Origin of the sequence: Methylobacterium sp. J-072, assembly GCF_022829425.1 — a bacterium.
GTDB lineage: Bacteria > Pseudomonadota > Alphaproteobacteria > Rhizobiales > Beijerinckiaceae > Methylobacterium.
Genome location: NZ_JAKSYK010000177.1, coordinates 1 through 11,788, shown reverse-complemented (window position 1 = coordinate 11,788; position 11,788 = coordinate 1). Strand labels below are relative to the sequence as shown.

Annotated in this window: 10 protein-coding genes; 9 read left to right on the top strand and 1 reads right to left on the bottom strand. The window is 70.8% G+C overall.

Annotation, left to right across the window (positions count from 1 at the left end):
• Positions 1–10: 10 nt before the first annotated feature.
• A complete protein-coding gene (locus MKK67_RS21225; RefSeq protein ID WP_279601753.1) occupies positions 11–1,264 on the bottom strand; it encodes a transglycosylase SLT domain-containing protein in 1,254 nt (417 codons plus the stop codon).
• Positions 1,265–1,586: 322 nt separating this feature from the next.
• On the opposite strand from MKK67_RS21225, the gene MKK67_RS21220 reads away from it, so the two are divergent.
• The 9 genes from MKK67_RS21220 (at position 1,587) to MKK67_RS21180 (ending at position 11,725) form a co-directional block, all read left to right on the top strand.
• Positions 1,587–2,777, top strand: a complete 1,191-nt coding sequence (locus MKK67_RS21220) for an inositol-3-phosphate synthase (protein WP_243969130.1) — start codon at positions 1,587–1,589, stop codon at positions 2,775–2,777.
• Positions 2,777–3,682: an HD domain-containing protein gene (locus MKK67_RS21215; RefSeq protein ID WP_243969128.1), complete on the top strand. Its 906-nt coding sequence runs from the start codon at positions 2,777–2,779 to the stop codon at positions 3,680–3,682. The genes MKK67_RS21220 and MKK67_RS21215 overlap by 1 nt, the downstream gene beginning before the upstream one ends.
• A 63-nt stretch (positions 3,683–3,745) precedes the next feature.
• Complete coding sequence (locus MKK67_RS21210; RefSeq protein WP_243969126.1) at positions 3,746–4,927, top strand: class I SAM-dependent methyltransferase; 1,182 nt, start codon at positions 3,746–3,748, stop codon at positions 4,925–4,927.
• Positions 4,927–5,922, top strand: coding sequence for a Gfo/Idh/MocA family protein (locus MKK67_RS21205; RefSeq protein WP_243969197.1), 996 nt, complete (start codon positions 4,927–4,929; stop codon positions 5,920–5,922). Before MKK67_RS21210 ends, MKK67_RS21205 begins: the two co-directional genes overlap by 1 nt.
• 225 nt (positions 5,923–6,147) lie before the next feature.
• A complete protein-coding gene (locus MKK67_RS21200) occupies positions 6,148–7,749 on the top strand; it encodes a YcaO-like family protein (protein WP_243969123.1) in 1,602 nt (533 codons plus the stop codon).
• The gene (locus tag MKK67_RS21195) at positions 7,746–8,618 is read left to right on the top strand and encodes a sugar phosphate isomerase/epimerase family protein (RefSeq protein WP_243969121.1); all 873 of its coding nucleotides are present in this window, start codon (positions 7,746–7,748) and stop codon (positions 8,616–8,618) included. Before MKK67_RS21200 ends, MKK67_RS21195 begins: the two co-directional genes overlap by 4 nt.
• Before the next feature lie 313 nt (positions 8,619–8,931).
• Positions 8,932–10,170 carry a glycosyltransferase family 4 protein gene (locus MKK67_RS21190; RefSeq protein ID WP_243969119.1) on the top strand — a complete coding sequence of 413 codons (1,239 nt, stop codon included), beginning with the start codon at positions 8,932–8,934 and terminating at the stop codon, positions 10,168–10,170.
• 183 nt (positions 10,171–10,353) lie between these two features.
• Complete coding sequence (locus MKK67_RS21185) at positions 10,354–11,112, top strand: PIG-L deacetylase family protein (RefSeq protein WP_243969117.1); 759 nt, start codon at positions 10,354–10,356, stop codon at positions 11,110–11,112.
• The gene (locus MKK67_RS21180) at positions 11,102–11,725 is read left to right on the top strand and encodes a uracil-DNA glycosylase (RefSeq protein WP_243969115.1); all 624 of its coding nucleotides are present in this window, start codon (positions 11,102–11,104) and stop codon (positions 11,723–11,725) included. The genes MKK67_RS21185 and MKK67_RS21180 overlap by 11 nt, the downstream gene beginning before the upstream one ends.
• Positions 11,726–11,788 lie beyond the last annotated feature (63 nt).

The following is an 11,788-nucleotide window of genomic DNA, read 5'->3' as shown; positions in this document are numbered from 1 at the left end:
TCGGAGAGGATCAGACCCCGTCCGGAGGCAGCGCCTCCGTCACCTCGATGCGACGGTTGTCCGGCGCCGGTCCGGCTTCATTGGCTGCGGTCTCGGTCGGGGCGGGCGCCTTGTCGGCAGCCCCCGCCACCGCGGCGACGCCCTGGTAACGGGTCAGGCGGCGGTCGATCATGTCGTCGATCCGCCCGTGCAGCTCCGCCACCGTCAGGCTGCGGCGCTTGCCGCCACTTTTCTCGGTGAACAGGCTGCGATTGGCCCGGGCGGCGCTGCGGAACTCGCGTCCGGCTACCTCGTCGGGCTTCTCGGAGGACAGCGACAGGAAGCGTCCGGCGCTGGCGGTGCCGAGGAAATGGGCGAGGTACAGCTCGGTGGTGGTGAGCGCCCGCCCGACCTTCGCCTCGATCCGCTCACGGTCGCGCTTGATCAGCTCGGCCGCCATCAGGGCGGCCACGCGGGGATCGTTGCGCAGGCCGAGGACGCGGGCGCGCATGGTGCCGGCCACGGTGATCGCGGAGCCGCGGCCCTTCACGGCGGCGGCCTCCTCGGCGAGCCCGTAGCGGACGCCGTAATCGCGGATCATCTCCAGCCAGGTGCGCGCGACGAACTGGAACAGGCCCTGCGCCGAGGAGGTCCCGGCCTTGGCGTCCGTGTCGAAGCTCGATTCCTTGTCGGCCAGAGCCATCATGTAGACCGGGTCGACGCCGGCCTCATCGGAGGCCTTCACGATCGTGTCGACCACCTTGCGCGGCACGCTGCGCTCGCCGAACCGCACGGCGTCCTCGCCCTGCTCCTGGGTCACCCGCGGCAGGGTCGCGAGGTCGTCTTGGATCAGCGCAGCGGTCGCCGGCTCCTGATCCTCGATCGGCAAGCCGGTCCAGGCATCCGGGCTCTCGACCGGGGCCGCGTCCGAGAAACCGGACCGGAGGCCCTGATCCGGCTCGCCTGCCTGTGTCCAGCCGATCTCGCCCTCGGCGGCGAGCGCCTGGGCCACGCGCGGGCTGGTATCGATCCGGTCATGGGCCTGCGCGGATGGCGCGAAGAAGGCCGGCGCGAAGGCCGCCTGCGGCAGCCCGAACCCGGCGACGAAGCCCAGGGCCAGCGTTCCGGTGAGGCGGCGAAGGCCGCTGCGGCGAAGTGACCGGCGCTCGTTCCCGCGCTCGGCCCGCGGCAGCCACGCCACGGTTTCAGTCTCACAAAAGCTCGCGCTCGGCACGAGTCGGCTCACGTCGTCGGCGCAACGCGCCGGCTCCGGGAAAACCCCCATCATTGGTCCTTTTCAGAATGTCCCTTGTGTCGGCCTGGCGTCTGGCGGCCAGGTTCCTTGAAGCGGCGGCCCTATCGGCGCCGGCCGTGACCAGAATGGGACGGCTCCGTGATTCAAGCGTGGCACGGTCAACGAAGGGTTAACCCTGCTTTTTGAGGCCGCCTTAACGCCGCGATGAGGCCGCGCTCGGCCTCGATCAGGCGCGAAGTTGTCGCATTCGACTTGGAACGGCTGCCGTTCGGGCCAGTTAGATATCGCCCCGGGGGGTCGACTATTCATTTCCGAGACGCGGCCCGCGTCCCCACAAGGACAATATTTTCCGATGAGCATGCAGACCGGTCGCCGTGTCGGCGTCGCCTTCGTTGGCATGGGTGGCGCTGTCGCCACCACCGCCATCGCCGGCATCGAGATGATCAAATCCGGCTCGAACCGGCTCGACGGACTGCCGCTCGCCGGCCTCTCCGTGGCGGGCATGGCCGACTACAAGGACCTCGTGTTCGGCGGTTGGGACCTCAACGGTGACGACCTCGCCTCGGCCGCCTCCGGCCACGGCGTGCTGTCGAAGGACGACATCGAGGACGGCGCCCAGGCGCTTAAGGGCATCACGCCCTGGCCCGCGGTCGGCAGCGCCAAGTTCTGCAAGAACATCGACGGCAGCAACCGCATCGTCGCCGCCGGCCACCGCGAGGCGGTCTCGATCATCGCCAGCGACCTGCGGCGCTTCCAGAAGGAGAGCAACCTCGACCAGGTCGTGGTGGTGAACCTCGCCTCCACGGAGCGCTGGCCCGATCTGTCCGACCCGACGCTGAACTCTCCGGACGCCTTCGAGAAGGGGCTCGATTCCAGCGACGAGGCGATCTCGCCCGCGATGCTCTACGCCTACGCGGCGATCAAGAGCGGCATTCCCTACGCCAACTTCACCCCGAGCGTGGCCGCGGACGTGCCGGCGCTGCTCGCCCTGGCCACGGAGATGAACGTCCCGGTGGCCGGCAAAGACGGCAAGACCGGCCAGACCATGATGAAGACGGTGCTGGCTCCCGCCTTCAAGGCGCGCGCCCTCCACGTCGACGGCTGGTTCTCCACCAACATCCTGGGCAACCGCGACGGCCTCGCCCTGAACGACCCGAACTCGCTCCAGTCGAAGCTCAACACCAAGGGCACGGTGCTCGATTCGATCCTCGGCTACCCGGTCGAGGATCACCTCGTGCACATCCACTATTACCGCCCGCGCGGTGACGACAAGGAAGCCTGGGACAACATCGACGTCACCGGCTTCATGGGTCAGCGGATGCAGATCAAGGTCAATTTCCTCTGCAAGGACTCGATCCTGGCCGCGCCCCTGGTCATCGAGATCGCCCGGGTGCTCGACTTGGCGCACAAGCGCGGCGACGGTGGCGTGCAGGATCAGCTCTCGACCTTCTTCAAGGCTCCGATGGTGAAGAACGGCCATGGGCCGGAGCACGCTTTCGGCAAGCAGGAAACGATGCTCCTCGACTGGCTCGGCGTTCACTGATGTCCGACGCGGCGGCGCCGGCCGCTCTGCGCGAACTCTTCGTCGAGATGAACGACCTCAAGCGCGTCCATTCGGCGGGCCGCGAAGGATCGATCGCCGAGCGACTGTTCGCGCAGGGCTGGAGCCTGCTCACCGGCGGCGCCGCGCCGGAGGATGTCGCCCTCGACATCACCGCGACGACGCTGGCCGCGACCCGGCTCTGCGACCTCGACGCCGCCTTCCTGGCCGCCGCGGGCCTCTCGGATGCGGCGGCCTCCGCCGTGCTGGTCGCGGGCTTCGACGCCGTGACCGGCGAGCTTGATCCGGACCTACGGGATCGCCTGCGGAGCCGGCTCGTGCCGCGCCCACCGGGCGAGCCCGGACCGGTGCCGTCCTTCGTGGCGGCGCTGGCCCAGCAGCCGCGAGCGGGGGTGACCTGCCCGGGCCGCGCCCGGATCCTGCTGGAGCCGCCCGAAAACCACGCCGAGCATTGCCTGATCGTCGCGGTCTACGGCGTCTGCCTCAGCCCGTTCTACCGGGCCGATCCCGGAACCGTGTTCCTCGCCGCCATGGCGCATCACTTCCACAATGCCGCGATGCCGGATGCCGGCTTCACCGGCGAGATGCTGCTCGGTGACCATCTCGGTCCGATCATGGCCGTCACCACCGGCTGGGCGATGAACGAACTGGACGAGCCCCTGCGCGGGGAGGTCAAGCGCGCCCGCGCCGTACTGCCGGACGACGCCACCGCGGAGGGCCGCGCTTTCCACGCCGCGGATTGCGTCGACCGGGTCCTGCAGATCGCCCAGCACCTGCGCGGCGCCTCCACCACGATGGCAGCGGTGCTCGACGATTGGGAGCTGGTCCATGCCGGACCGGTGAAGGGCTTCCACGACCGTGTCCTGCGCGACATGCGCATCCCTTAGGACCGAACCCGCGTTGTCCGTCAGACCCAATCGCCCATCTGACGGGGGCGGTCCCGAGAGCCCATGATCCCGTTCGAACTCAGATCGCCGCAGACCGGCAACCCGCTGAAGCCCGACACGCCGCACGCCCTGCGCGACGCCGGCACCGGCGCGCGCTGGCCCGTCATCGACGGCATCCCCTACCTCCGGATCGGCCGCGAGGCCCTGATCGAGCGGGTGCTGGCCCATCTCGACGCGGGCGAGCCCGACGAGGCCCTGGCCGCCCTGCTGGTCGACCAGGACGATTGGTGGAACGGCCCCCCGGCCGACCCGGCCGGGATCATCCAGCTCATCAAGGACCGTCGCCACGCGACACTGCGCGACGCGGTGGACAAGCTCGGCTGGGGTCGGGTCGGCGACTACTTCCTGCATCGCTGGACCGACCCGACCTTCCTGGCCGGCCTGACCCTGCTGGAAGCGCACTGGAACGAGCCGCGCTGCGTCTTCGAATTCGCCTGCGGCATCGGCCATTACCTGCGCGAACTCGAACGCCGCGGCTGCAAGACCGCCGGGGCCGACGTGGTCTTCGCCAAGCTCTGGGTCGCCCGCCACTGGGTCGTTGGCCCCAAGCCCCAGCTCGTCTGCTTCGATGCCGGCTCGCCGCACTGGCCGATCCCCGGCGCGCCGGTCGACCTCGTCGTCTGCAACGACGCCTTCTACTTCCTCGACGACAAGGCGACCCTGCTCGAGAACCTGCGCCAGAATGCCGGTGACGACGGCTGGCTGGCCCTCAGCCACATCCACAACCGCGAGTGCCCGGGCTTCTCCGCCGGCCGCGCCGTCACCGCCGAGGAGATCGCCGAGCTGTTCCCCGACGCCCTCGTCTACGACGATGCTGAGTTGACCCGCGCCCTGGTCGAGGCCCGGGCGCCGGTGCCGCAGGAGCCGGCTTCCCTACGGAGCTGCGAGGCGTTCTCGGTGGTGGCCGGCCCTGGCATGCGCCCGGCGCCCCGCGCGGTGGTGGACGGGCTGACCCTGCCGAAGGCCGGGACCGTCATGCGGCTCAACCCGCTCTACCGGCCCGAGGGCGACGGCCACGCGATCCACTGGCCCTCCGACCGCTACCGAGAGGAATACGCGCCCCGGGCCACCTACCCGATGCAGACGTCGGCTCCCGAGCAGATCACCTTCGACGGCCGCATCGACGGTGCCGAGACGCAGCGGGTCCGCGCCCGGGAATTCGTCGACCTGCCGGAGCGCTGGTGATGGACGCCGTCGGCTGGGGCATCGTCGGCTACGGCTGGGTCGCCCGCGACTACATGGCCCCGGGCATCCGGGCCGCGGGGCACCGGCTCGTCGCGGTCAGCGATCCCAACCCGGAAAGCCGCGCTGCGGCCGAGCGCGAAGGCGCCCGCGCCCATGCCGACCTCGCCGGTCTCCTCGCCGAGCCCGAGGTCGAGGCGGTCTACGTGGCGACGCCGAACCACCTCCACCGGGGTGCCGTCGAGGCGCTCGCAGCCGCCGGCAAGGCGATCCTGTGCGAGAAGCCGATGGCGGCGACGCTCAGGGACGCCGAGGCGATCACGCAGGCGGTCGAGTCCAAAAAGGTCTTCTACGGGACGGCCTTCGACCAGCGGCACCATCCGGCCCACCGGGCGATCCGCGCCCAGGTCGCGGCCGGTCGGATCGGGACCGTGACCACGGTGCGGATCGTCTACGCCTGCTGGCTCGGGCGCGACTGGTCCGAGGCCGGTCAGCCGAACTGGCGGATCGACGCCGCGCAGGCCGGCGGCGGCGCCCTCATGGACCTCGCCCCCCACGGCCTCGATCTCGTGGACTTTCTGCTCGGCGAGCCGATCGCCGACATCGCCGCCCTGACTCAGAGCCGCGCCCAGGATTACGCCGTCGATGACGGCGCCCTGCTGATCGGCCGCACCGCCGGCGGCGCCCTGGCGAGCCTGCACGTCGCCTACAATTGCCCCGACGCCCTGCCGCGCCGCCGCCTGGAGGTGGTCGGCACGAAGGGCCAGCTCACGGCTATCGACACGATGGGCCAGACGGCGGGCGGGTCCCTGACCTTCACCGACGGTGCGAGCGGACGCGCGGAGCCGCTGGCCTTCGACACCGACAGCTCGCCCTTCACCGAGCAGGTCCGCGCCTTCGGCTCGGCCTTGCGCCGGCCCGAGGAACGGGCGGCCTATTCGGCCTCGCGAGACCTCCACACGATGCGACTCGTCGCCCGCGCCTACGGGCACGGGTAGCGGCGTCAGGACAGGATAGCCAGACACGGAACCAAACTCCGGGACGTCCCACCCCCACCCTCATCCTGAGGCGCCCGCGCCAGCGGGCCTCGAAGGAGCCCTCCAGGGATCGCGCGGCCGGCTGGAAGCCTCCTTCGAGGCCTCCGCTGCGCTTCGGCACCTCAGGATGAGGGGGAGGGATGGGACAGGCCTCGGCGCACGGTTCAAGGCAGACGGGAATACGACTTGACCGACACTGATCTCAGCCACGACCAGGACGACCGCGCCCGCCACGAGCGGATCAAGGCGCCGCGCCCCTATCGGTTCGGCGCCAAGCGCCGGATCGAGGGGCTGCCGGAGACGCTGCCCGATCCCGTTCGGGCCTATCTCGACGTGCTGCCGGAGGGGCGGATCGTCGGCTTCCCCCTGGCGCCGCTGGATCGCACCGGCATACCGGTCTGGTTCGTGGCCCTGTTCCTCGACGATCCGTTCTTCGTCGGCGCCATGCCGTCGGGCATCGGCTACGGCGCCACCGACGACGAGGCGCTGATCGGCGCCGTGGCGGAGATCGCCGAGAATCTGATGCCCTCGCTGGCGGTGCTACCGCGGGCCAAGGAGCGGGCCAGCTACGCCGATCTCGTACGGGTCTACGGGGCCAACTCAGTCGCCGACCCGCTCACCCTGTGCCTGCCGGCGGGGTCGTCGGTCGGCCGCGACACGGTGCTCGAATGGACGCCGACCGTCCGGCACCGGACCGGCGAGATCGTGCTGATGCCACTCGATGTGGCCGCCACCGATTATTTCGAGCTGTCCGAGGGCTACAAGCCCTTCACCAACCTGATCACCAACGGCCTGGGCGCCGGGCCGGACGTGCCCTTCGCGCTGGGCCACGGCGTGCTCGAACTGCTCCAGCGCGACGGCAACGGCCTGCTGTTCCGCGCCCTCGACCAGGGCGTGATGCTCGACCTCGACGGGATCGGCCCGGAGAACGCCGCGATGCTGGCCTGGCTGAAGGACCTGGGCATCCGCGCGCTGCCGAAATTCGCCACCGACCAGTTCGGCCTGACCAACCTCTACGTCGTCGGCTACGACGAGGATCCCGCCCGTGCGCCGGCGCCGATCGCCCTCTCGGCCTGCGGCGAAGCCTGCGATCCGGACCGGGAGCGGGCCCTGCGCAAGGCGCTGCTCGAATTTCAGGCGGCCCGGGTGCGCAAGACGTTCGGGCACGGGCCGCTCGACCTCGCCGCCACGGTGACACCGCCGGGCTATGTCGACGCGTTCATCCAGAAGGCGCTGCCGAGCCTGGATCTCGAGGAGAGCCGCGCCCTTCAGGCCATGCTCGCCTGGATCGAGATGCCGGCCGCCGACCTCCGGGGCGTGCTCGCCGACACCGTGTACAGCGAGCGGAGCACCAAGCGGTTTTCGGAACTGCCGTCCGCCGATGCCCCGGACGGGCATGCCCGGGGCCGGATCGCCTGCGACCGGCTCACCGAGGCCGGGTTCGACCTGCTCTACGTCGATTGTTCACCGCCGGGCGGCGGCGTCGGGGTGGTCAAGGCGATCGTGCCGGGGCTCGAAGTCGAGACCATGAGCTACTACCGGATCGGCGAGCGCAACACGCGCAAGCTCATCGAGCGCGACCACCCGCTGATCCGCTTCGGCACCGAGAGCGAGACCCTGCGGCCGGTGCGCCTCACCCCGGAAGCCCTGGAGCGGTTCGGTGGCCAGCCGTTGTTCGACACGGTGCTCGCCGAGCAGATCGTCGGACGGCACTATCCGCTCTACCGCGAGCCGGAATCGCACCACGCGCCGTTCCGGCTCGCCCAGAAACAGGGGAGGGCGGCGTGACGCTTCGCTTCGCGTACAACACCAACGGCGCGGCCAACCACCGCCTCGACGACGCGCTCCATCTGATCAAGGCGGCGGGCTACGACGGCGTCGCCCTGACCCTCGACATTCACCATCTCGACCCGTTCGCCGAAACCTGGGCTGCGGAGGCCGGCCGGGTGGCGAGCCTGCTGGAGAAGCTGGAGCTGGCCTGCGTCATCGAGACCGGCGCCCGCTTCCTGCTCGACCCCAATGCCAAGCATGAGCCGACCTTGGTCACAGCCGATGCCGCCGGGCGCGCCCGCCGGGTCGGCTTCCTCAAGCGCGCCGTCGAGATCGGCGCGATGCTGTCGGCCGAAGCGGTGTCGTTCTGGGCCGGGGTGCCGAAGCCCGGCGTCGACCACGACGAAGCCCGCCGCTGGCTGGCCGACGGGCTGCACGAGGTCGCGGCCTTCGCCACGCAGGCCGGCGTTGTGCCGTGCCTGGAGCCCGAGCCCGGCATGCTGATCGAGACCCTGGACGATTACGCGGCGCTGGCTGTTCCCGGGCTGAAGCTCGCCCTCGACACCGGTCACTGCCTGGTCACCGGCGAGCGCGATCCGGCCGAGGCTGTGCGGGAATTTTCAGACCGGATCGGCACCGTGGCGATCGAGGACATGAAGCGCGGCAGCCACATCCACCTGCCTTTCGGCGAGGGCGATATGGACGTGCCGGGGGTGCTCGATGCGCTCGAGGAGATCGGCTTCGGCAAGCTGGTCTGCGTCGAGCTGTCCCGGGAGAGCCACCGGGCCGACGTGATGATCCCGCAGGCGCTCGATTACCTGCGCGGCTGCCGCCGTCCGGGTCCGGAACTCGCCGGCGAGCAGGAGACGCGGCGGCAATGGCAGTGAGGATGGCAGCCCTGTTGGTCCAGGATGGGAGATCGATCTCCGCTCTTGAGCAGCACCATATTGATCCATCGTCGATGGATGGCGTGAATGGTCGGAGACAAGCGCTCTCCCTCCCCCCTCTGCGGGGGAGGGTGGCCCGCGAAGCGGGTCGGGAGAGGGGAGCGCGGTTTCCGGAAAGGTCGCGACCGGCGCGAAAACCTGCACTGTCGCGCCGCCCCTCTCCCCCCCTGCTGCGCAGGGTACCCTCCCCCGCAGAGGGGGGAGGGAGGGCGCGTGCCATCGCTGGCCCGCGCGTCCTGTCCGGTGTCGCCCGATGAGAATCCTCTTCCTCAGCCGCCGCTACTTCCCGGCGATATCGGGCATGAGCGTCTACGCCCAAAACCTGCTGCGCGAGTTGGTCGGGGCCGGCCACGACGTGACGATGATCTCGCAGTACCGGGGCGATGCCTTCGGGACCCGCGTCTATGGCGGCGGCCCGCCGCCGCCCGTTCCGGGGGTGCGGGTGATCGGCCTGGAGCAGCTCGGCGAGCAGAGTTCGGGCGATTTCGAACGCGACATCGCCACCATGGTCGAGGCGATCGAGCGGGAGCACGCGGACAAGCCGTTCGATGTGCTGCACGCGCAGTACGGCTATCCCACCGGCTGGGCGGTCCTGCTCGCCGCCCGAAAACTCGGGGTGCCGAGCGTGGTCTCGATCCAGGGCGGCGACGGCCACTGGGTCGGGTCCTGCTGCGAGACCCATCGGGTCGCCATGTGCGAGGTCCTGGCCCACGCCAACGCCCTGCTGATCGGCGGCGCGTCCTTCGTGGACGAGGTCTGCGAGCGTCTCGGCTCCGATCCGGCCCGGTTCACGATCGTGCCCGGCGCGGTCGACACCGAAAGGTTCGCGCAAGGGACGCCCGACGGCCTGCCGGCGCCGCATGCCGGCCCGGTGCGGCTGTTCTATCACGGCCGGGTCGACCGCCGGAAAGGCGTGCTCGACTTCATCAACGCCCTGGCGATCCTGCGCGCGCAGGGCACGCCCTTCGCCGCGACGATCTCGGGGATCGGGCCGGACGTGGAGCCGGCCCAGGCGCTGGCCGCGGACCTCGCCTTCTCGCCGCGGGACATCGCCTTCACCGGCTATGCCGAGTACGGCCACGTGCCGGACCTCTATCGCCGGGCCGACGTGTTCGTCTCGCCGACCTATGCGGAAGGCTTCTCCAACACGATCCTGGAAGCCATGGCGGCCGGGCTCGCGGTGGTCTCCTGCCACGCGGTCGGCGTCTCGGATTGCCTGCGCGATGGCGAGAACGGCCTGCTGGTCGACCCGGGCGACGTGCCGGCGCTCGCCGCCGCGCTCACCCGCATCGTTACGGACGCAGAACTGCGCCGCACCCTGGCGACGGCCGGGTTGGAGGAGTGCCGCCGGGTCTATTCCTGGAGCGCCGTTGGCCGGCAGATCATGGAGGTCTACGCCTCCGTTCGACGTGCGCGTCCGGCCACCGATTTCTCGGTCGACCTGCCCGAGGACCCCAGCTGCCGCTTCCGCGCTGAGCCACATCTGCTTTGAAGGACGGTCAAATCTTCGGTTCTCCAACCCTCTCCCTCATCCTGAGGTGCGGCGAAACCGCCTCGAAGGAGCCCTCCAGCCGTCCGCACGATCCCTGGAGCCCTCCTTCGAGGCCTGCGCTGCGCGCCGGCACCTCAGGATGAGGGGGAGGGTTGGACATCACAAGCCGATAGGCTCCAAACCATGCCCATAGCCCTCGCCCTCTCGCCCCATCTCGACGACGCGGCCTTCTCCTGCGGTGGCCTGCTGGCGAGCCTCGCTGGGGAGGGCTGGCACGTGGTGATGGCGACCCTGTTCACCAGCAGTGTCGCCGATCCGACGGGGTTCGCGCTGGCCTGCCAGCTCGACAAGGGCCTGCCGGCCGAGGTCGATTACATGGACCTGCGCCGGGCCGAGGATGTCCGCGCCGCCACCGAGCTCGGGATCGCGCCGCCCCGGCACCTGCCGTTCCGGGAGGCGCCGCACCGCGCCTACGGCTCCGCGCCGGAGCTGTTCTCCGCGCCCCGCGCCGATGACGGCATCGCGGCCGAGTTGGCACCGGCGCTGGCCGCAATGATCGCCGCGGAGAATCCCGACCTGATCCTCGCCCCGCAGGGGGTCGGCGGCCATGTCGACCACGTCCAGGCCGTCCGAGCGCTCCGGAGCCTCGATGTCCAGGCACCGATCCTGTGGTGGCGCGATTTCCCCTACACGGTCCGCGAAGCCACGCCCCGGGAGCCGCTGGCCGACCTGTTCGCCGCCCTCCCGGTCCAGCGGATGGCCCTCGATCCCGAGGCCCAGGCGCGGAAACGCGCCGCCTGCGCCGCCTATGCGAGCCAGATCGGCTTCCAGTTCGGCGGCGTCGCAGGTCTGGACGGGCGGCTTGCCCGGGAGGAGGGGATCGAGCGCTTCCGTCTGACGGGCCGGCTCGACGCGGCGATCCCCGGCCTCGATGCCGGCTGAGCCGCAGGCGCCGAAATCCCTGGCCGACCCGGAGGCGCTCGCAGCCCGCCGGGCCCTGATCGCCGCGCCGCATATCGCCCCGATCCGGGCCCTGGCCGAGCGGATCGCAGCAGAGCGGGGCGCGCCGGTGCCGATCCCCGACCCCCTCGACGGCGGCATCGCGGCACGGATGCTGCTGCTCCTGGAGACGCCGGGTCCGGCGGTCCTGCGCACCGGCTTCGTCACCCGGGACAGCGCGAACGGTACCGCGGCCAACCTGTTCCGGTTCCTCGGGGAGGCCGGCATCGAGCGGGGCGACACCCTGATCTGGAACGCGGTGCCCTGGCTGATCCACGCTGAGGGCGCCCTGAACCGGGCGCCGCGCCGGGCAGAGGTCGCGGCGGCGGCGCCCTATCTGGCACCGCTGCTCGACCTGCTGCCCCGGCTCGCCGTGGCGGTCCTCGCCGGCCGCTACGCCGGTGGGGCGGCGCCCGCGATCGAGGCCCTGCGCCCCGGCCTGCCGCTGATCGCGATCCCCCATCCGAGCCCGACCTATGTCTGCACCGCGCCGGAGGTACCGGCGCGGATCCGTCGCGGGCTGTCGGACGCGGCGGCGATCCTGCGTCGCGGATAGCATCCCCGTCTCTTGCCGGGCCTTCCCTGGCCTTGCGCGCCGGTTCGGCCTACATGGCGAGGC

Coding starts and splice junctions, on each gene's coding strand:
- MKK67_RS21210 (WP_243969126.1), top strand. CDS start 3,746: ATGATCCCGTTCGAACTCAGATCGCCGCAGACCGGCAACCCGCTGAAG.
- MKK67_RS21205 (WP_243969197.1), top strand. CDS start 4,927: ATGGACGCCGTCGGCTGGGGCATCGTCGGCTACGGCTGGGTCGCCCGC.
- MKK67_RS21220 (WP_243969130.1), top strand. CDS start 1,587: ATGAGCATGCAGACCGGTCGCCGTGTCGGCGTCGCCTTCGTTGGCATG.
- MKK67_RS21180 (WP_243969115.1), top strand. CDS start 11,102: ATGCCGGCTGAGCCGCAGGCGCCGAAATCCCTGGCCGACCCGGAGGCG.
- MKK67_RS21185 (WP_243969117.1), top strand. CDS start 10,354: ATGCCCATAGCCCTCGCCCTCTCGCCCCATCTCGACGACGCGGCCTTC.
- MKK67_RS21215 (WP_243969128.1), top strand. CDS start 2,777: ATGTCCGACGCGGCGGCGCCGGCCGCTCTGCGCGAACTCTTCGTCGAG.
- MKK67_RS21190 (WP_243969119.1), top strand. CDS start 8,932: ATGAGAATCCTCTTCCTCAGCCGCCGCTACTTCCCGGCGATATCGGGC.
- MKK67_RS21225 (WP_279601753.1), bottom strand. CDS start 1,264: ATGGGGGTTTTCCCGGAGCCGGCGCGTTGCGCCGACGACGTGAGCCGA.